The sequence below is a fragment of the Roseibium sp. HPY-6 genome (assembly GCF_040530035.1).
Classification (GTDB): Bacteria; Pseudomonadota; Alphaproteobacteria; order Rhizobiales; family Stappiaceae; genus Roseibium.
This window is the reverse complement of sequence record NZ_JBEWCD010000001.1, coordinates 1,340,426-1,359,888: the sequence shown is the minus strand read 5'-3', so window position 1 is coordinate 1,359,888 and position 19,463 is coordinate 1,340,426. Positions and strand designations below refer to the sequence as shown.

General features: G+C 57.3%; 16 protein-coding genes. 6 read left to right on the top strand and 10 right to left on the bottom strand.

The window, feature by feature from the left end; all coding sequences use genetic code 11:
- Positions 1–81: 81 nt before the first annotated feature.
- The 3 genes from dgt to uvrB all read right to left on the bottom strand — a co-directional run bounded on the left by dgt (position 82) and on the right by uvrB (position 5,036).
- Positions 82–1,554 (bottom strand): dGTP triphosphohydrolase, encoded by a 1,473-nt coding sequence (dgt, locus tag ABVF61_RS06450; protein ID WP_353992695.1) that lies wholly within the window; start codon positions 1,552–1,554, stop codon positions 82–84.
- A gap of 15 nt (positions 1,555–1,569) precedes the next feature.
- On the bottom strand, positions 1,570–1,764 hold the full coding sequence (locus ABVF61_RS06445) for a hypothetical protein (protein ID WP_299472923.1): 195 nt from the start codon (positions 1,762–1,764) through the stop codon (positions 1,570–1,572).
- A gap of 155 nt (positions 1,765–1,919) precedes the next feature.
- Complete coding sequence (gene uvrB / locus ABVF61_RS06440; protein ID WP_353992694.1) at positions 1,920–5,036, bottom strand: excinuclease ABC subunit UvrB; 3,117 nt, start codon at positions 5,034–5,036, stop codon at positions 1,920–1,922.
- Between the two features lie 298 nt (positions 5,037–5,334).
- On the opposite strand from uvrB, the gene ABVF61_RS06435 reads away from it, so the two are divergent.
- Together ABVF61_RS06435 and ABVF61_RS06430 are read left to right on the top strand one after the other, a co-directional pair.
- Positions 5,335–6,321, top strand: a complete 987-nt coding sequence (locus ABVF61_RS06435; protein ID WP_353992693.1) for a hypothetical protein — start codon at positions 5,335–5,337, stop codon at positions 6,319–6,321.
- Positions 6,322–6,474: 153 nt separating this feature from the next.
- Positions 6,475–8,067 (top strand): D-Ala-D-Ala carboxypeptidase family metallohydrolase, encoded by a 1,593-nt coding sequence (locus ABVF61_RS06430; protein ID WP_353992692.1) that lies wholly within the window; start codon positions 6,475–6,477, stop codon positions 8,065–8,067.
- 46 nt (positions 8,068–8,113) lie between these two features.
- On the opposite strand, the gene ABVF61_RS06425 is transcribed toward ABVF61_RS06430, so the two are convergent.
- The gene (locus ABVF61_RS06425) at positions 8,114–9,646 is read right to left on the bottom strand and encodes a diguanylate cyclase domain-containing protein (protein WP_353992691.1); all 1,533 of its coding nucleotides are present in this window, start codon (positions 9,644–9,646) and stop codon (positions 8,114–8,116) included.
- A gap of 223 nt (positions 9,647–9,869) precedes the next feature.
- Here ABVF61_RS06425 and ABVF61_RS06420 point away from each other — a divergent pair, with 223 nt between their 5' ends.
- A complete protein-coding gene (locus tag ABVF61_RS06420; RefSeq protein WP_353992690.1) occupies positions 9,870–10,754 on the top strand; it encodes a hypothetical protein in 885 nt (294 codons plus the stop codon).
- A 9-nt stretch (positions 10,755–10,763) separates the two neighbouring features.
- Here ABVF61_RS06420 and betC read toward each other — a convergent pair whose 3' ends face one another.
- A complete protein-coding gene (betC, locus tag ABVF61_RS06415) occupies positions 10,764–12,281 on the bottom strand; it encodes a choline-sulfatase (RefSeq protein WP_353992689.1) in 1,518 nt (505 codons plus the stop codon).
- Between the two features lie 460 nt (positions 12,282–12,741).
- Here betC and ABVF61_RS06410 point away from each other — a divergent pair, with 460 nt between their 5' ends.
- Together ABVF61_RS06410 and ABVF61_RS06405 are read left to right on the top strand one after the other, a co-directional pair.
- On the top strand, positions 12,742–13,224 hold the full coding sequence (locus tag ABVF61_RS06410) for a MerR family transcriptional regulator (protein ID WP_353992688.1): 483 nt from the start codon (positions 12,742–12,744) through the stop codon (positions 13,222–13,224).
- Positions 13,172–13,573, top strand: coding sequence for a carboxymuconolactone decarboxylase family protein (locus ABVF61_RS06405; RefSeq protein WP_353992687.1), 402 nt, complete (start codon positions 13,172–13,174; stop codon positions 13,571–13,573). The genes ABVF61_RS06410 and ABVF61_RS06405 overlap by 53 nt, the downstream gene beginning before the upstream one ends.
- Positions 13,574–13,897: 324 nt before the next feature.
- On the opposite strand, the gene ABVF61_RS06400 is transcribed toward ABVF61_RS06405, so the two are convergent.
- Complete coding sequence (locus tag ABVF61_RS06400; protein ID WP_353992686.1) at positions 13,898–14,197, bottom strand: Rdx family protein; 300 nt, start codon at positions 14,195–14,197, stop codon at positions 13,898–13,900.
- A gap of 47 nt (positions 14,198–14,244) precedes the next feature.
- Here ABVF61_RS06400 and ABVF61_RS06395 point away from each other — a divergent pair, with 47 nt between their 5' ends.
- Positions 14,245–15,138: a phosphotransferase gene (locus ABVF61_RS06395; protein WP_353992685.1), complete on the top strand. Its 894-nt coding sequence runs from the start codon at positions 14,245–14,247 to the stop codon at positions 15,136–15,138.
- On the opposite strand, the gene ABVF61_RS06390 is transcribed toward ABVF61_RS06395, so the two are convergent.
- The 4 genes from ABVF61_RS06390 to ABVF61_RS06375 all read right to left on the bottom strand — a co-directional run bounded on the left by ABVF61_RS06390 (position 15,128) and on the right by ABVF61_RS06375 (position 19,463).
- The gene (locus ABVF61_RS06390; RefSeq protein ID WP_353992684.1) at positions 15,128–16,117 is read right to left on the bottom strand and encodes an acetyltransferase domain-containing protein; all 990 of its coding nucleotides are present in this window, start codon (positions 16,115–16,117) and stop codon (positions 15,128–15,130) included. The two genes, ABVF61_RS06395 and ABVF61_RS06390, sit on opposite strands and share 11 nt — an antisense overlap.
- A gap of 407 nt (positions 16,118–16,524) precedes the next feature.
- Positions 16,525–17,727, bottom strand: coding sequence for a DegT/DnrJ/EryC1/StrS family aminotransferase (locus ABVF61_RS06385; RefSeq protein WP_353992683.1), 1,203 nt, complete (start codon positions 17,725–17,727; stop codon positions 16,525–16,527).
- Between the two features lie 146 nt (positions 17,728–17,873).
- Entirely contained in the window at positions 17,874–18,347 is a 474-nt protein-coding gene (locus tag ABVF61_RS06380; RefSeq protein WP_353992682.1) for a DUF3775 domain-containing protein, read from the bottom strand.
- Positions 18,348–18,692: 345 nt separating this feature from the next.
- On the bottom strand, positions 18,693–19,463 hold the full coding sequence (locus tag ABVF61_RS06375; RefSeq protein ID WP_353992681.1) for an enoyl-CoA hydratase-related protein: 771 nt from the start codon (positions 19,461–19,463) through the stop codon (positions 18,693–18,695).

Sequence of the window (19,463 nt, the reverse complement as noted above, 5' to 3'; positions counted from 1 at the left end):
TCAATCGGCAAAACGGGTCTTTGAAGCGCGGGCGTTTTTTTCGGTGTTCTTGAAAACCTCGTTCATTTACATTTGTCTATTTTACAAAGGCTTATGCATCGTCATTCCATTTGCACCGTAAAGTCTTGTGTAGAATTCAATTGCATATCTATCGGTCATGCCGGCTATGAAGTCACAAGCAGTTCGGTACCGATTTAGCTCATCGCCACCGCAAAAAGTCTCTCTGAAGTCATCCGGCAGTAACCTTTCACCACCATCCTTTATAATTGCTTCGAAAATCTTTTTTACGATGTCTCGCCCTCTATACTCTACAACTTGTAGTGCGGGAGCGCGAATTATAGTTTCAAATGTTATGTTTTTCAGCACTTCCACTATGATAAATGTATATACGTCGAGCCGCGCTTGGTGCAATTGCGGGTATTTCTTATGCTTTTTTACTTCAATACCGTTGAGGGCCATTTCAACCAACTTGGAAGTAAATCTTGTCCGATAGTATCCGTTTTCAGCCAAAGTTTGCGATGCCTGTTGCGACTGTGCAGCATAGTACATTTTCTTTGCTTCTGCGGACATCTTCCTTTTTTTAAGTAACTTGTACTCGTTTTTTCCAAATTCAAATAATTCTTCAACGAAAACGTAGTGCAGTATTTCTTGAATGTCGCTTGTGTTAACTTTCATGTTTGGGTGGTCTGGATACTGTTTCTTCAGTCTTTTGTTGATTGTTTTGACAACGTTCTCATAGATATTTGATGGAAGTACAAATAGGTCCAAAGGTTTCTTGAATCCGCTTTTGAATACATCTTCGAGATCATACGTCGAATATGCAATATCATCTGCAATATCCATAATGCTGCATTCAATTGTTTTAAACTTCCCTCTGAAATATTTTCCTAGTACAGCTCTCTTTATTTCTTTAACGAGTTCGAAGTCGCCTCTGTAGTACCCCTTTACTACTTCTTCTTTGTTCTCTCTGTCTCGGCTTCGTTCTGGAATAGGGTTGTCATATTTCAACACAGAGGCGAGTGATCTGTAGGTAAGTCCAAGACCACGCCGCTGATCAGAGCCATCTTGGTCGAATACTATGTACTCGCTGGTTGCTGGCAGAGCATTTTCTTTCTTTTCAAGCCGAGAGAGTATTCTAAGTGTCTGTGCATTCCCTTCAAATCCACCATGGTCGCGCATGCATTCATCCAACGCTTCCTCGCCGTTGTGACCAAATGGAGGGTGTCCTAAATCGTGTGCTAGGCCAGCAAATTCAACTAAATCAGGTTCAATTTTTTTGTTTTTGTTTTTAAAGAGTTTATGAGTTTCATTTAGCTTAATGGCAATTGATTTGGCAATTTGTGCTACTTCTAAAGAGTGCGTAAGTCGATTTCTGAAAAAATCGCTTTCGACTCCAGGAAATACCTGAGTTTTACCTTGAAGTCGCCTGAAAGAAGCAGAATGTAACAACCTAGCATAATCTCTACGCCAAGCGCTACGATAGGGTTCCGTACTGGCAATTTTACTTGCAACGGCGTGGCGCTTAGAATCTGTCTTGCGATAGAGACCCGGCATTGGGTTATTTTGCCCTTACTTTTTTGCGTTTGCGAACTTTCCCGTAGCTATAGATCTTCTAATCGATATCCATTTGTCGTTCGTTGTATTTTCAGCTGCATGCTGCAGTGATTGAATATCTCGGCGTACCGTCTGATAAAGCCCACTGTCACGGTTTTCGCTACCCTTGATTGAAGGTGCTGCCTGCTTTTTAACGTTGCGATCTTTCATGTCAGATCTCCCCAAGACACTTGTTCACACTAAAGCGAGTCAGTTTTGTTTGGTATCATATTCACTCTTTGTCGTCGGAATAAGTTGATTTCGAGTGAAAAAAATAGGTGCCCTTGTTTTGTACACAGCCAAAATGGGGCCTCTGTACCGATTAATCACTGCCCCGGCCGCCCGCTCTTCTTCGGCCGTCCTCGGCGTTTCTTCTCGTCGACAGGATCCTCATAGGACCCCGCGCCGATCTTGCCGCGGCGCACGGGCTGTACCGGATCGTCGTTGCCTAGGGGCACTTCCGTTCGACCGACCGTCATCTCGTCAAGCGTGTTCTTTCGGACCTTCTGCGAAGGTCCTGGCAGGTTTTCGCTCACGGTCGCATCGGCCTGTCGGCCTGACCTCCGCGAGGGCGCGCCATCAGGCGCGGCGCCTGTTCGGCTTGCGGGCCCTTGGCCCGAGTTCTTTTCCCTTGCAGCTCTCGCGCGGTCTTTTGCGGTTTCCTTTTTCTTGCCGCTGGCGCCTTCCTTGGTGCCGCCGGCACCGAATTTGCGGTTGCCCCTGAAGCCGCCGGTCCTGTCGTCGACGTCGGACTGTCGAGCCATGGCGTCGTCCGCCACCGCCAGTTCGGTTTCCTGCAGACGCTTGATCTCGTCGCGCAGGCGTGCGGCGGTCTCGAAGTCGAGATCGGCGGCGGCGTCGCGCATCTGTTTTTCCAGATCCTCGATATGGGCGGCGAGGTTGTGGCCGACGAGAGAGCCTTCTTCTGCGAAGCCTGCATCCACCGTGACATGGTCCTGCTCGTAGACGCTGTCGAGAATGTCGGCGATGTTGCGCTTGACGCTTTCCGGGGTGATGCCGTGCTCTTCGTTGTAGCCGAGCTGCTTTTCCCGCCGGCGGTTGGTTTCCGCGATCGCCCGTTCCATGGAGCCGGTCATGTTGTCGGCGTAGAGGATCACCTTGCCGTCAACGTTACGCGCGGCGCGGCCGATGGTCTGGATCAGCGAGGTTTCGGAGCGCAGGAACCCCTCCTTGTCCGCGTCCAGAATGGCAACAAGCGCGCATTCGGGAATGTCGAGACCTTCACGCAGCAGGTTGATGCCGACCAGCACGTCGAAGGCGCCGAGGCGCAGGTCGCGGATGATCTCGATCCGCTCCAGGGTGTCGATGTCGGAGTGCATGTAGCGCACGCGGACGCCGTTCTCGTGAAGATATTCGGTCAGATCCTCGGCCATGCGCTTGGTCAGCGTGGTGACGAGCGTGCGGTAGCCCTTCTGAGCGATTTCGCGCACCTCGCCGAGGAGATCGTCCACCTGGGTGGAGGCCGGGCGGATGTCGATCACCGGGTCGACAAGGCCGGTTGGGCGGATCACCTGTTCGGCGAAAACGCCGCCCGACTGTTCCATCTCCCAGGAGCCGGGGGTGGCCGAGACCGCGACCGATTGCGGCCGCATGGCGTTCCATTCCTCGAAGCGCAGCGGGCGGTTGTCCATGCAGGAGGGCAGGCGGAAGCCGTACTCTGCCAGCGTTGCCTTGCGGCGGAAGTCGCCCCGGTACATGGCGCCGATCTGCGGTATGGTGACATGGCTCTCGTCGGTGAAAACGATGGCGTTGTCCGGCAGGTATTCGAACAGGGTGGGGGGCGGTTCGCCCGGCTTGCGGCCCGTTAGATAACGCGAATAGTTCTCGATGCCCGCACAGGAGCCGGTTGCCTCCAGCATTTCCAGATCGAACATCGTGCGCTGTTCGAGCCGCTGTGCTTCCAGCAGGCGGCCATGGGTGTTCAGTTCCTCCAGCCGGTGCTTCAGCTCTTCCTTGATCGACTTGATCGCCTGGTTCAGCGTCGGCTTGGGCGTGACATAGTGCGAATTGGCGTAGATCTTGACGCTTTTCAGCTCGCCCGACTTCTTGCCGGTGAGCGGGTCGAACTCGGTGATCGACTCGATTTCGTCGCCGAACAGGGAAATGCGCCAGGCGCGGTCCTCATAGTGGGCCGGGAACAGCTCGATCGTGTCGCCGCGCACGCGAAAGGCGCCGCGCTGGAAGGCGGCGTCGTTGCGCTTGTATTGCAGGGCGACCAGATCGGCGATCAGCTGGCGCTGGTCGATGCGCTCGCCGACCTCAATGGCGAAGGTCATCGCCGTGTAGGTCTCGACCGAGCCGATACCGTAGATGCAGGAGACCGAGGCGACGATGATGACGTCGTCGCGTTCCAGAAGCGCACGGGTGGCCGAGTGGCGCATCCGGTCGATCTGCTCGTTGATCGAGCTCTCCTTCTCGATATAGGTGTCCGTGCGCGGGACATAGGCTTCCGGCTGGTAGTAGTCGTAGTAGGAAACGAAATACTCGACAGCATTGTCCGGGAAGAAGGATTTGAACTCGCCGTAGAGCTGGGCCGCCAGGGTCTTGTTGGGTGCGAGGATCAGAGCCGGGCGCTGGGTACGCGAGATGACCTGCGCCATGGTGTAGGTCTTGCCCGAGCCGGTGACACCGAGCAGCACCTGCGTCTGTTCGCCGGTTTCCATGCCTTCGACCAGCTCGGCAATTGCGGTCGGCTGGTCACCCCGGGGCTCGTATTCGGATTTCAGAGCGATCTCGACACCGCCCTCGGACTTGGCCGGACGTTCCGGGCGGTGCGGCACCCACATTTCGCCGTTCTTGTGCAGCGGGTTGCCGGATTCAATCAGCGCAGACAGGGCCTCAACCGTCGCGGTCGCGCCCTGGTTGCCGCCAAGATCACCATAGCGGCCATCCGCCGCTGATTTCTTCTTGTTGTCCTTCTTGTGCTGCTTGAGCTTTTCTTCAAGCTTCTCGGCCTCCTCCAGAGACATGTCGAGGCCGGCGACCGGGTTCAGACCGCCCGCTGCGCGTTCGCGCGCGCTGTCGGCTTTACCTATAGACGTTCCCCGCGCGGACTTTGTCGGTTTTTCGATCTTGCCCTTGGCCTTCGCACCCTTGGGAGAGAGCTTCGCCTTGCGGCCTTCCTGAACGTCCTTGGCGACCGCGCCGTCGCCGCCTGCACGTTCGCGCTCGCGTGACGAGGTGCGAGCAGTGCGGCTGATGGTTCCGGGTGCGCCGGGGGCGAGGTCCTTCGGTGCGGCCGGATCCTTGATCTTCGATTTGGACCTGGGGGCCGGCTTTTCAGCCTCCTCGGCGATTTCGGCAGCCCAGTCGCTGATGGAGCCGGAGAGCGGCGCACCGGAGAGCGGTTTTTGCGGGGCTTCACCGAACCCTTCGGGCGCGGTGGTGTCTACGGAACGGGATTTGGAGGAACGCTTTTGCATGGGGGCAATATGGTCCTGTTCCGCGCGCGAGGAAAGGGGGCTCAGACGACTTCAGGAGGCTTTTCCGGACTTCCTGTCAGTCTCCTGACATCATGGTGTCAGGAGAGAGCGAATTCCGCCTGTCTTTTGGCGTTTCGTTCGGCGCGAAGACCGCGAGCCAAAGGTCATTTTGGGGAACTAGATGTGGGTAGGTGTCCGTTACGGCACTTCTTTCGGTTGCTAATGCGCGTATCGGCCCGTTAGGCTCGGTAAGTCGGTGATTCCGCTCCTGCGGGCCCGGCCCGTCGGGGGATAGGAATTGGCTGGTTTCGCTGGAGCGCGGGGGGCGTTTTCAAGTGAGCGTGCGGCGCTTGCTGCAGTTCTGTTGCCGCTGTTTTCCTTTATCGCCAGTTGCTCGGGCATTCCGGTCGAAACACTCACCACCTATGCCGATGCATTCACACAGGCTCGGGATGCCGGTGATCTGCTTATTGACGAGATTTCACCGATTGTTTCCGGCAGGACGCCAACTGCCAGCACCGCCAAATGCGGGACGTCGCGTTTGGGATACCCGCAGTGCTTTGACCCAAGCACCGCACGTGGCGGCACGGAAGCCCGTCTCAACGAAGACCCCGCAATTGTCGCCCGGCGCGACGCCCTGTCCGCCGTCGCAATCTACAACGGAATGCTGGTCGATATCGCCGAAGGCAAGAACACTGCCGCCTTCAACAATCGGGTTGACGAACTCGCGACGCTCGCCAACTCCGTCGCTGCTATCGGCATTGTGCCGGGCGGCGGGCTCTCCGCGCTCATTCCGCAAGGCGCAACATATGCCAGCGATATTGCGCAAAGGTTTGGTCAGGCGCGTGCCGGCGCCGCAGTTCGACAGTCAATCCTGCAAAGCAAGGGTGATATTCAGGAGCTTTTGCAGGCACTTGGTGACGACACCAGCCAGATCTACACGATTTTCCTGCGGGCGCGCGAAATCGACCTCGTGAACATCCGGGCGGAGCGGCGCATTGCCGAACTCTCCGGCAACACGCAGGCCGTCGGGTTGGCGAACAGGAAATTCAGCGCGACGTCAAGAAGCATCGCCGAGTTTCACGAAAGCCTGACGGCCTATGTCGAATTGCTTGAACAGACTTCCACAGCGCTCGATGTGCTCGTAGCGGCGGCCGAAACGCCGCAGGTGACTACCGCCAATCTGACGCGCGTTGCTGTCGAAGCCGAGGAAGTTCGCCGCCGGTCTGAGGCGTTCTGGGTCGCGATCCGGAAGGTCCGCCTTACAGCGATGGGCAGCCGCTAAACGGGGGCCGTTGTCGACACGCAAGGCGCAATTCGCGTCTCCGGAAAATTCCGACACTTGTATTGCTTGCACCACTTCGCGTTTACTCTAGGTCAGCGTCGGGAGAGAAACCTTGAAGTGTCCTGCCGAGGCATTTTTCGGAGGGGGGGTGCCATGGATTCACCAGAAGAAGTTCTTGCAAAACTCAATGATGAACTATCGGCGGCCAATCTGATTGATCTGATTGACCAGGCGCAGTCAATTGAAGAAGTCGTCGCGATACAGAAGTTTGCCAATGAACTACTCGGAAAGCGGCTGCTTGAGAGTGTGGCGGGATTTCGCGCCGGAACGCGCCGATTCCTGAACGTGACCGAGAACATCCTCAAGTCGATCGACGACCTGGACACGAGCTTTTTCAAGATCACTCCGGACAGAGATCCCGACGCTGCACCGGCGCTCGCCGCTCTCAACAACCGTCTTTCCGAAGCGCTGCGCCTGTTTCACGACGACGAGGGGCTGCGCAAGACCCATAACTCGGAAGAGCAGGCGGAAGACCTGGAAGACGACGAAAAGAAACTGGCTCCGGTGATCGACCCGGTAACCATTCCCGACGACATCGTGCCGGACAAGATCCTGGTTGCCCCCAAGACCTCGACCAGCCGGGAATTCGCCGAAATCGCGGATGAATATGTCAGGTTCTTCGTCTCGGCGGGCTACAAGAACGACCGTGAAGCCCTCATCAAGAAGTTCGCGCTTAAAGCTGTGGGCAACCAGTCGCGCTATGAAGCCGTCGGAACGCCGCTTGGCATTCCGTGGTGGTTCATCGCCGGGATCCACCTTCTGGAATCGACGTACAATTTTTCGACGCACCTCCACAATGGCGATCCACTGACAAAGCGGACATTTCGCGTTCCATCCGGCAAGCCGAAGAAATGGAATCCGCCAAACTCCTGGGAAGCAAGCGCGCAGGATGCCCTACGCCATCAAAAGCTGGCCGGACTGAAGGATTGGTCCCTGCCCAGGGCGCTCTGGCGCTGGGAGCGTTATAACGGGTGGGGGTACCGGAAAAAACGCCTGCCGACGCCCTATCTGTGGAGCTTTTCGTCGATCTACGACAAAGGCAAATATGTCGGAGACGGTGTTTTCAGCAAGACGGCTGTCTCCAAGCAGTGCGGGTGTGCCACCTTTTTGAAATTCCTGCATGAAAACGGCCATGTCGACCTGAAGCTGGACCTCACCAGCGAGGACGAGCAGAACCAGCCTGACTCCGATGCGGATGTCAGTGCAGTCGTCGATAACAACCAGCCGAATATCGATGACAACGTTCCGCCGGAACATCCCTTTCAGGCGTTCTTTGACAAGAACCTTCCCGACATCAGGTATTTCAAGTGGCACGAGTTTCTGATCAAGGGCGGTTCGCATTCAAGCAACGGTCTGAACACGGATCCGCCCGAGCATCTGTGGGAAAATGTCCTGCCGCTGGCCCGGGCTCTGGACGAATTCAGGGACCAGATTGGCCTGCCGGTCGTCCTCACCAGCGTTTATCGCAGCCCGGCCTATAACGCCAAAATCGGAGGTGCGACGCGCAGCCAGCACATGGCGTTTACCGCGGCCGATTTCAAAGTTGCCGGCGGCGGTGGGGGTGGAACGTCGGCTTGGGCCAAGCGCATGAAGACGATACGGGCGTCCGGTCTGTTTGAAGGGGGGATCGGCGTTTACAACACATTTGTGCATGTCGACGTGCGCGGCACCCGCGCCAACTGGTAATCCGGAACGAGGGCATTTGACGGGAGAGGGTGACCCCGCTTTCGCCTTATGCTGATCGTTGCCCCTGCTGGCGTCTGTCCGCAACCACGGTCGGTTGCTGCCGCCTGTAGAGATCTTCGATACACACCGCCATGTTGCGTCCGTTTTCCTTGGCGCAGTAAAGCGCCTGATCGGCGAGAGCAAGCAGGTGCGAGGCCGTGTCGGCGTGTTTGGGCGCAGTTGCCCAGCCGATGCTGACGCCAATCTGGGCAAGGCCGCCGGAAACCGGAATGGGCTGTGCGATGGCCTCGATCAACGTGTCGCAGAGCCAGCGCATGCGGTTCTCGTCGACCGGACCTGTGAGGAGTGCCATGAACTCGTCGCCGCCGGTTCTGGCAATCAGGGCGTGCTTCGACAAAACGGTGCGCAGGCGATGGGCTGCCTGTCGGATCACCATGTCACCGGCCTCGTGCCCGAACGTGTCGTTGACCGCCTTGAAGCGATCGAGATCGATCGCCATGACGGCGCAGGGCGTGGTGTGGCACTGGGCGATGGCGCGCTCAAAGGCATTGTGGAAGTGCGGACGGTTGGCAAGCCCTGTCATAAGGTCGTGGGTTGCCATGCGCCGGTTGAGGGATTCACTGTCTTCCAGAGCCCTGGATTTTTGTGCCAGCTTGCGCGCGAAAAACGCACCGATTGCCACAAACATCAAGACAAGTATGGCTGCGATGGGTCCGATGGCGTTGCGGATCTTGCTGCCCGGCGCTTCGCTGGTCCATTCGAAATATCCGATCGGCTTGTGGCCGTGGACTGCGACGGGAACGCTTGCCTCGTGATGGTCCTCACCCGCGACATAGATGAAATCCTGCAGGAGCAAGGTCTCACCGATTTCGGACAGAAAAGCTTCTTCGATCAGGGCAACGGACACGATGACCCCAGGAGGTCCGTCCGGCAGTGCCAGATCATCGGATTCAGGAACAATGGCCATGGCGCTGACGAGAGCCGGTTTGCCGGCGACATCGCGGACGTCGGTCGCGTATATCGGCGCGAGTTCGCCTTTTTCAACATATTTGACCTTGAAACCTTCCGCAGCCGGGCGGCGCACGGCCTGATAGCCGATCCTGGCCTTGGCGACGAGGTCGCGGGTGGCATCCAGAATCTCCTGGCCAGCAATCGGCGGAACGATTTCGTCTTCCGCAGCGACCAGGATGAGATCATTCTTGCCGTCGACGATCAGCGTCCAGTCATGGTGGAAATCAAGCCACATCTGGCGGGCAATCTCGTGGGCGAATTCATCGTCGATGCGGTCGTCGATCTGAACTTCGCGGGCCGTCTTGTCGTTGACGGCAATGAATGTCTGATGCCGCGCTTCGAGTTCCAGACTGTGCTCCAGGGCCTCGGTGACAAGAGCGCGCTCGTGACGCAATGCAAGCTGGTCGGCGCTGTGGGTGGTGCTGAGGAACAGATAAGCCATGGCGAAGACGCCGCCAGCAAGAAGCATCGAGATCGAGGCGTAGGCGAGATGCCGCAGCCGGACCCTTTGCGCCTTGTCCTCACCGGCCTTCGCCAATATGCCTTTGTTCTGCCTGTTCCCTGTCACGCCCCGGCTCCCTGTTCGCAGAAGTCCCTTGCCCGGGAGAGTGATGGCACGCCGACGATGAAAACGAGGTTTGCAACACCCGAAAAGGCCCGTGTTTTGAGAGTCTCAGTTAATGTGAGGTTAGGGCGTGAATGCAGATTTTAGGAAGATCAGGGGAGCTTTTTTCAGGAGTTGCAGCGATGAGGCTGCAAGGAGGTTTTACAAGCTATAGGCCGGGTGGATAATGTTGACCTCTCCCGTCGAAGCCAAGGAGAATGCGATGGAGCTCGACCGAAGACGCCTTATGAGCCTTGCCGCGACCGGAGGCTTGGGAATGATGCTGCCCGGACTTTCGGCAAATGCGGCCGCGACCTCTTCGACGGGTTTCATTCAGCACTTTTCCGGTCAGGGTGCGAAAGTCCTTGATCCGCTCCCTCTGATAACCGGCGTTGGGTTCAACGGCGGGCTCAGATATGACGATACGCGGCCGTCCTATCCCGACGCTGCCTCCATTTGTGTTCAACCGGCCTGCCGCATTGAGGATGGTGGCAAGTCAACGGAGCCAGGGGTTCTTGCGCTGTTTCACATCATGGTTCTCAATTTGCCGGCCGGCGCGGGGCCTGGGGACGCTCTTGGCCAGCTCTTCGGCTATCTCGTCGACAACATGGAAATTGACCCGGACAAGCTGGTCTTTGTATCGACCGAAGTGTTTGAACGCTATTTCAATGCCGAGCCAGTGTTTCAAAAGGGGCGCTTCGTAAAAAGAGATCTGGCGGAGGCACAGGCAGCAGGGGATGGTTCCGGCTTTTTCGCGCCAGCAGGCCATCCTGATACGAAGGGCTTTGCGACTGTCAGTATTCATTACCCGAGCGGAGAGGGGACGCCAGGTGAGCTGTCCTACCCACTTCCGGGTTACCTGGAGATCGGTGAGATCAGCCTGGCGGAGCCGTCGTCAGGCGGAGGCGGAGGCGTCGGTGGCGGCCTCGGCCTGGAACGGCTTGCCATGGCGACAGGCGCAGCGGCACCGACTTTCTCGGAAAGTCGCGTGTCGCTTTTTGAAATGGTTGGCCAGGAAGCATCGAAATCCGGCGCTGAATTTCCGATCGGGCTGGAGGCATTCGCCGAATAGGCGACAACCTCACTCGCCCCTCGGAAACCGCTGTCCTTCCTCGACCTCGTTGAGATCCATATGGTTGCGCATGTAGCGTTCGGAGGCTTTCTGGAGGGGCTGGTAGTCCCATGGGAAATAGGCGCCGTTGCGAAGGGCTTCGTAGACGATCCAGCGCCGCGCTTGCGACTGACGAACCTCCGCATCAAAAGCGCCCATGTCCCAACGCGCCCGAACTGCGTCGGCAAACCGCTCGCAAGCGTCGGCATAGGCCGGGTCTTCTGCGAGATTTTCGAGCTCAAACGGATCGTCGGCAAGATTGAAGAGTTGCGGCGGATCCAGCTCGCAGTGAATGTACTTCCAGTCACCTTCGCGGATGCCGACCAGCGGGGCGTAGGAGGCTTCAGCGGCGTATTCCATGAGGACCGGTGAGCTTCGCTCTTCTCCGGTCGCGAGTGGCAGCAGGCTCTCGCCATTGGTCCACGGCATGATTTCGCTCATGTCGATGCCGACCAGATCACAGGCGGTCGGCAATACGTCGAGCGTGCTGACAGGTGCGGTGACATGCTTTGGGGAAAGGTTCTTGTCGCAGATCATCAAGGGGACGCGCGAAGATCCTTCAAAGAAGGTCATCTTGAACCAGAGACCACGCTCGCCCAGCATGTCGCCGTGGTCCGAAACGAACAGGATTGTCGTGTCGTCTGCCAGGTGCATGGCCTCGAGCGCGTGTAGGATCTCGCCAATCTTGTCGTCGAGATACGAGATATTGGCGAAATAGGCACGGCGAGAGCGACGGACATCTTCTCCGGTTATGTTGAAACTGCGCCAGTCGTTGGCATCGAAAATGCGCTTTGAATGAGGATCGTGATCCTCGTAGTCCATTGCCGGGATTTCCGGCAGCAGGTGCTCGCAGTCCTCATAAAGATCCCAGTACTTCTTCCGCGCGACATAGGGGTCGTGAGGGTGTGTGAAGCTGACCGTGAGGCAGAAGGGACGGTCATACTTGCCGCGGCCATAGTCATAAATCTTCCGAACAGCCTGGAAGGCGACGTCGTCGTCGTATTCCATCTGATTGGAAATTTCGGCAATGCCGGCTCCAGTGACCGAGCCCATGTTGTGATACCACCAGTCGATGCGTTCTCCCGGTTTGCGGTAGTCGGGAGTCCAGCCGAAATCGGCAGGGTAGATGTCCGTGGTCAACCTTTCCTCGAAGCCATGCATCTGGTCGGGCCCGACGAAATGCATCTTGCCCGAAAGGCATGTCGTATACCCGGCCCGGCGAAGGTGATGGGCATAGGTCGGAATATCCGAAGCGAATTCAGCCGCGTTGTCATAGACGCCCGTCCGGCGCGGCAGTTGCCCGGACATGAAACTGGCCCGGCCCGGGGCGCAAAGCGGCGAGGCCGTGTAGGTGTTCTGGAACCGAACCGACCGCGCAGCAAGGTTCTTCAAGTTCGGTGCATGGAGAAAATCGGCAGGCCCATCGGGAAACAGGGTGCCGTTCAGCTGATCCACCATCAAGATCAGAATGTTCTTGCGAGAAGTCATGGCATTCCCCGTGGCTGGATCTGAGTCGCTGAAAGCGTATCTGGTTCTTGATTGGTCAATCAATCAAAACACGGACATCTGTTGCCGATTTCCGACATCCGGGTCTTGTTCAATGCGGCCCGGATTAGAAAATGAAACCGGTTTTTTGTCGTTGAGAGCGCCACACAACTTCGTCCGTCGCCAAGTCTGGATGGTGATTTTTGCCGGACTTGTCGTCCCGGTTTCATGCGCAAGCGGCAAGGCCATGGTCCGGCACCCCGTGTGACCGAGGGAAGGATAGGCGACAAAGCAAGAGGTTACCGGGTTCCGGCCTTCCGCTGTGCTTCAGCCGGAATGACCAATCCGTCGACCTGGGATCAACTTACAAACCCATATCGGCGTAAACAGGACAGAAAAGGCTCTTGACCTGGAGTGCGCTCCAACATGTATGTGAAGCAGATCGTTCTGTTCGGAGACAGTCATGCGGATTGGTGATCTTGCTGAAAAGTCGGGACTCTCGACCGACACGCTGCGTTACTACGAGAAGATCGGTCTTTTGCCGAAACCGCCTCGCGATGGCGGCGGACGCCGGGTCTATGACGAGACGGTTCTGCGCTGGATTGACTTTCTTGCCAGGCTCAAATCGACCGGCATGGGCATCAAGGGCCGTCTGCGTTATGCGGATCTGCGCACGAAGGGCGCAGCTTCGCTGACCGAGCGCAGACAAATGCTCGAGACTCATCGGGAAAAGGTCGCGGGCGACGTTGCACGTCTGACCGAGATGCTGACGGTACTGGACGAAAAAATCGACCTCTACAAAAGGATGGAGGCCGGCGAAGCTGTCGACCCAGCCTTTGAAAACTGCGCCCGGACCGAACACGGCGCGCAGCCATCTTCGAAAGGCATTGACGATGAGCGAAGCACTGAACCGGGGACGGGAAATAGCGCGCCGCCTCAACCCTGATCTGGAAGCAACCCTCAGGTCCAGATACGACGATCTGCTGCCAGGCTTCACGGAGAGTCTCGTGGAGTGGGGCTACGGGCGGCACTACGCGCGGCCGGGGCTCGATCTGAAAACACGGCAGCTCTGCACGATTGCGGCTCTCACGGTGCTGGGCGGGCAAACGGCGCCGCAACTGAAGGTCAACATCGAACACACGCTTGCAGCGGGCGCGAGCCGGGTCGAAATCGTCGAGGCGATCTGGCAGATGGCGGTCTACGGCGGACTGCCGGCTGCGATCAATGGCTTGAACGCAGCGCGCGAAGTGTTTGCTGAGCGGGATCAGACGTCGCAATCTGAACAGGCGCGATAATGATTGGCCTGGTCGCAAAGACTGCGTCGTAAAATGAACCGGCAAGGCCCGGCACAAGGTATCGGGTTTCAAGCCTGAGCAATCCAGCGCTCAGATCGCAATGACGGGTTATTGTTTGCGACCAGTAACCCGTCGTGCCCGGCAATTTCCGTTCTGAAAACAGGGAAAGATAGCAAGGGGTCGTCAATACGCCCGGACATTGCCCGGAACGGGACAGCAGGGAAGCGATGACGGCAAGCTGGATTGTTGATCAGCTGCGTTGAAAGACGCGCGAACTCATGGATGAAAGATTTCCTCGATGAGACTGGTCTGGGCGGCGCTGCGTTACCGATCCGCCGCCTTGCCACCGGAATGCCCCAGATCCTTGTCGGGCCACAGAAGATCTCGCAAGCGTTGCTTCAGAACCTTTGCTTCGGGAAAGCCGCCGTCGGTAGTTCTGTCCCAAACAGTTGTGCCGTTACACGAAATAACAAAGATGCCACCGGTGCCGGGGACAAGTGTCACGGCGCCGGTTTCCTCGGAAAAGGTGCTAAGGATTTCCTGCGCCATCCAGGCGGATCTGAGCAACCAGTTGCATTGGCGGCAGTAGGTAATGATGATATGGGGCGAGGGGACGTCGGTCATGGCGTCTGGCCTTCACTTTCAGCAAGAGCAAACGAACTTCAGCGCTTGTGACACATTCAACCTCCCTACCGCCAGATATTCGTGAGGCGTTTCAGGCGCATTCCGAGCTTTTCAAGATCTGCGGCGCGGTTCGTGCAGCGAAGCGTCAGACGGGTTTGAGCAATCGCGTCTATCGTCTGGAAGCCGACATGGGGTGCTTTTTCCTGCGTCTTCCGAGGCCGGAAACAGCAGGTATGGTGGACCGCTTTTCAGAAGCGTGGAACATCGACATTGCCGCCGGGCTCTCGGTTGCGTTGCCACCGGTTTTCTGCGAACCGGAGAGCGGCATTCTGCTGACCCCTGCCGTTGAACCCGTCTCGCTGGCCGCTGACGCCCTGGCTGTTCAGCTCGGGAAAGCTATCGGGCGGCTCCACGCATCCGGAGCCGTTTTTAAAGGCCAGCTGAGCGCAGACCGCGTCATCGAAGCCCAAAGAGAGGTTTTGTCGGCGCGGTCAGATTTGTTGAACGAAGTGAAGTCGCTTGAAAGTGTGCTCGTGGAGTTGTCGCTGCTTGAAGCCGGATCGCTGCCGAACAGGCTGGTGCCAAGCCATGGAGACCTTTCGCCGGGCAATTGTCTGGCAACATCGGACACGTTCTGGCTTATCGACTGGGAATATTCCGCAATGGCGGCACCGGAATGGGATATTGCGTACACGGTGCTTGAACACGCGTTTTCAGTTTCGCAGGAAAGGGTGCTGGTTGGGGCTTATCAGGCCGTAGTTCCCGATGCACGTTGTCCGACGCCCCGGCAAGTCGAGATCATGAAAGTCAAATGTGATGCTGTTTCGGCGCTTTGGGCGCTGGAACAACTCCGCCAGGAAAGCGACCGCACGGATTTCCTTGCCTTTGCGCGTGAAAGGCGAGATCGGGCCCTTTCCAGGGCTGCAAACTTTATTCGATGACTGGCGGACGTCTGTCCGGGTCGGCCAAACAGAGTTTGTAGTGCTCATTCATACGCTCGCGCAGCGACTGATCGTCAGGTTCGACGACGAGCATGGTCCAGGTTCCGTCAGATTTCAGATGATCGAGTGTGCAGCTGCAGGCTGCCACGCACAGGTCCGGTTCCCCAAGCGTTTGTGAACAGGCGGCGGAACAATTGCCGACAAATGCACTTGCTGCACGATCGACTTCCGGGCTGACCATTGCCGCGGCCCAGACCAGTCCGTAGAGGATCGGCTGGTGCAGCAGGTAAATCGACAGCGAATGCCGGCCCATCAACCGTGTGAGACCGCCAGCGCGCCCGGAAAATGACAACACTGACAGGCGTTGCCAGATCTGCAGTTTTCGAAACACCTTTGAAAGGCTCAGTCCGGCAAGAGCGATACCGGCCCAGGGGGCAATGGGCACATAATCTACGCTCCCGAAACCGGGGGTTCCCAAACCTGTCCAAAGCCACGGAGCACCGTCGAAGGCAGCGGAGCTTGCCCAGAGTGGGAGAGTGAGCAGAAACAGGGCCGCGGCACCTGAGGTCCAGAATGGTGATCGCAGGAATGGCAGTGAAATCAAACTTGAAGCCGCAATGCAGTGGAGGATCCCGAACCGCACGAAATTCTCACCGAACGTGAAAAACGTCACCAGGGAAACGGTTGCCGCAGCGGCGGCAATGACCGCAAATCGCCGCCAGAAGGACTGCCAACGAATGCCGGTGTGATGCGCAAGATCCAGGCTGACCCCGGCCAGAAACAGAAAGCTTCCGGCAATCGTCACAGCAAAGGCCCGCCAACCCGTACCCTGGGCCACAGGCCAGTCGACAAAGGCAAACCAATAAAGATCCCAGGAGAAGTGGTAGATCGCCATGGCGACGACCGCCGCGCCACGGGCAAGGTCCAGCACCGCCAAACGACCGGGCGGCGTCCCGGAACTTTTTGTAGAAACTTGCATCTCCCGATCGCTATCGGATCAGGGACAGTTTCTCAAGTGATCTGTCTTCCTAGCTGCTGAAAGCAACAACCAATGTTGTGATCAAAGCTGTTGCGGCGAGCATAGCGCCAACAAACGGCCACGGAGACGGACGATGAACGGTAAACGCATCGCGGTTCGCCGGGTCTTGCAGCATTGCCCTCAACTCCCTAGTCCCACCATGAACTTTGGCGAGAGTGGGGCAATTCGCGTGATGCGAAAAGCCCGGAATTGATATCCAGCTCTGTTTTCCCAAGAAAAACATCGAGGTGTGGAGCATCCGGCAAAGCAGTGCGTCACCTCTTGACGTCGATAACGGCCTGAAAAATTGGGTGTTTCTCCCAATTGTCGCTCTTGAGAAGTTTCTCTTGTGGATCAGCGCGAAAGCGTCAGGCGGCACCGGACAAGGAAAGTTCCTCGACAGTATTACGGATGATGCGGCTGATATGTGCGCAATCCTCAAGCGTGAAACTCAGCGGAATGCGCATGTCGAAAAGGCCGGCAAGGATCTGATCCGTTACCGGAAGCTTTTGCGGATCCACATATTTCCAACTGTGATGATTGGATGTGAACCCCACCGGATTGTCGTCGCCGAACCACTTCAGTTCAACGCCAAGGTTCTTGTTGGCGGCAAGGAAAGCGCGCGCCTGGTCCGGGGTAACGGACGGCAGTCGGAACTGAATGGAGCTTCCCACGTAACGTTCTTCCGGCGGGCGGTGAGGCAATTGAATGGCCCCCAAACCGCTCAACTGGCGGGCGATGAGATCATACCGCTCATTCCAGCGGCGAATGCTGTCTTCCAGTGCCGCAAGCTGTGGCAACAAAACGGCGGCGCGCAGATTGTCCATGCGCCCTGACATGTTCGCCGTTTCAAGCCGTATGTCCTCAAACGTCTCACTTGCCGGAACCGCGCCATGGCGGTCATAAAGCATGTAGGATCCAGACAGCATAGTGGCACGCGCCATGAACTCCGGATCGTTTGACGTGAGCAATCCGCCTTCACCGGAATTCAGATGCTTGTAGGTCTGCGTTGAAAAACACCCCGCAAGGCCGAAGTTTCCGCTGAGCCGATCCTTCCATTTGGCTCCCATTGTGTGGGCGCAGTCTTCCAGCAGCAAGATGCCGTTGTCCTCAAGGATGGAAACCAGCGCATCCATGTCGCACAAATGTCCGCGCATGCTTGAGAGCAGCAGGACTTTGGCATCCGTTTCGCTGATTTTTGCTTCCAGATCCGCAAGATCCAGAACCAGGTTTTCGGTTATCTCAACAAAGACGGGTCTTGCCCCAACACTTGCGATCGCACCGGGGACCGGCGCGAGCGTGAAACTGTTCGTCAGAACATGGTCTCCGGGTTGGACACCCGCTGCCCTGAGGGCGATCGACATTGCATAGCCGCCTGAGGCACAGGCAAGGCAATAGCGACTTCCCTGATAGGCGGCGAAATTACGCTCAAGCTCCGATGCCGGGCTCAACTCGTCGCCGAGCGTATTATACCGGTGCAGCCGGCCACTGCGCATGACGTCGACCGCCGCGGCGATGGCCTCGTCCGGTATTGCCTCTTGTTGGGTAAACACTCCGCGAAAGGGATCCAAGGCTCTCTCCGTTGTCCTGACAAGCTGCTTATCGGGGCATGTTGCCAAATTCACGCGGATTTTCGAAGAACTATCTCCGCGGTGCGTGAAGGACACATCGTTTGAGCCGAAAACGTTGTCAGACCGGTGAGAGCCGAGCCAAATGATCAAAGGTCGAGCGCGTCGAGACCGGCTTCCAGGTAGTCCGCCAAAAGCGGCATACCGATTAGATATTTGGCAGTCGACCCGACGGCGCGTTCGCGTGCTTCTTCGACGACCTGCTCAAAATCGTCCGCTTCAAAATCCCCGCGACCGATCCAGGTGATGGCAACCAGTTCTGCCGCTTCATCCACGTTCAGGTCTTCAATCAGTTCCCGCAGTTCCTCATCGGAGAGATCGTCGCTTTCTTCCTCCGCAAGGCCATCATGGTTGTGGCCTTCTTCCAGGGAATCCGCGTCGAATTCCACCTCGCCGTCATGGCCGTCTTCGAACGTGTCCTGCAGAGCGGATGCGACCGCACGTGCCTTCTGCGCGAACATGCGGATCGTGTCGGCCGAAAGTGTGAGGTTGATGTTCATGGCTGCCTCCGACAAACCTGTCTTTTCTTTATCGATCCACTTTTCTTCATTGGCAATGGTCATGTCGCGAATTCCTTGTTCCCCGCAGTCCGTGCAAGGCATCGTTTCCAACAGGTTTATCCACGAGAGTCGCTCAAATCATAACCCGGTTTCAGTTAAATGACCCTATACGCCTTCTCAGAGTGCTGAACGGCCTTGCAGTGGTTTTTGTCACTTGCTTTACTCGCACGAGACGCAAGGAACTGTCCTTGACCCGGATCAACGCGCGCGCGGTAAACAACGCAGCGACGCATTCCGGTGAAAGACAGGTTCGGTCGACGATATTTCGGTTTCCGGGGCGGACCGGGCACTCAGGCCTGGCATTCATGCAAATTGCATAATGCCGGGCCTTTGCTTTCAAAAGTGGCGTCAGGCCTCGTTGAACCGGGGCGGCCGCTTTTCGAGGAAGGCGGACATTCCCTCGCGCTGCGCCGGCAAACCGTAAAGGGCATGATAGGTCTGGCGCTCATAGCGCATTCCGGCATCCAGTGTGCTGTTTTCGGCAAAGTTGACGCAGGCACGCGCCATCTGGACGATTTCTCTTGGGGCCTCCGCCACGCTTTGCGCGACGTCCCGGATCTCGTTTTCCAGATCTTCCGGCGAAATGACACGGCTGACGAGACCTGTTTCCAGCGCTTCCCGAGCATCGATCATGCGTCCGGTCAAAATCATGTCCATTGTCCGGGTTCTGCCTATCAACCGTGTCAGCCGCTGCGTGCCGCCTATGCCCGGGATGCAGCCGATCTTGATCTCCGGCTGCCCGAACTGTGCCTTTTCACCTGCCAGGATCAGGTCGCACATCATGGCAAGCTCGCAGCCGCCACCAAGGGCGTAGCCTTCAACGACAGCTATTTTTGCTATGCGAAGCGCAGCAAACCGATCCCAGTCTGCAAAGTAATCGCCTGCCTGCATGCTCGCATGATCCTGGACGGCGAGTTCCTTGATGTCTGCGCCCGCCGCGAAGGCGCGTTCGTTTCCCCTCAGCAACAGGCATCCGATCTGAGGATCTGCGTCGAACGCCTGCGCGGCCGCGAGGACTTCCTCCATGACCGTCGAATTGAGGGCATTGAGTTGCTTCGGCCTGTTCAGCCGGATCGTTGCCACGCGGCCGTCGACAGATGTTTCGATGGTTTTAAACAT

Coding starts and splice junctions, on each gene's coding strand:
- dgt (WP_353992695.1), bottom strand. CDS start 1,554: ATGCCGGGTCTCTATCGCAAGACAGATTCTAAGCGCCACGCCGTTGCA.
- ABVF61_RS06445 (WP_299472923.1), bottom strand. CDS start 1,764: ATGAAAGATCGCAACGTTAAAAAGCAGGCAGCACCTTCAATCAAGGGT.
- uvrB (WP_353992694.1), bottom strand. CDS start 5,036: ATGCAAAAGCGTTCCTCCAAATCCCGTTCCGTAGACACCACCGCGCCC.
- ABVF61_RS06430 (WP_353992692.1), top strand. CDS start 6,475: ATGGATTCACCAGAAGAAGTTCTTGCAAAACTCAATGATGAACTATCG.
- ABVF61_RS06420 (WP_353992690.1), top strand. CDS start 9,870: ATGTTGACCTCTCCCGTCGAAGCCAAGGAGAATGCGATGGAGCTCGAC.
- betC (WP_353992689.1), bottom strand. CDS start 12,281: ATGACTTCTCGCAAGAACATTCTGATCTTGATGGTGGATCAGCTGAAC.
- ABVF61_RS06410 (WP_353992688.1), top strand. CDS start 12,742: ATGCGGATTGGTGATCTTGCTGAAAAGTCGGGACTCTCGACCGACACG.
- ABVF61_RS06405 (WP_353992687.1), top strand. CDS start 13,172: ATGAGCGAAGCACTGAACCGGGGACGGGAAATAGCGCGCCGCCTCAAC.
- ABVF61_RS06400 (WP_353992686.1), bottom strand. CDS start 14,197: ATGACCGACGTCCCCTCGCCCCATATCATCATTACCTACTGCCGCCAA.
- ABVF61_RS06390 (WP_353992684.1), bottom strand. CDS start 16,117: ATGCAAGTTTCTACAAAAAGTTCCGGGACGCCGCCCGGTCGTTTGGCG.
- ABVF61_RS06380 (WP_353992682.1), bottom strand. CDS start 18,347: ATGACCATTGCCAATGAAGAAAAGTGGATCGATAAAGAAAAGACAGGT.
- ABVF61_RS06375 (WP_353992681.1), bottom strand. CDS start 19,463: ATGTTTAAAACCATCGAAACATCTGTCGACGGCCGCGTGGCAACGATC.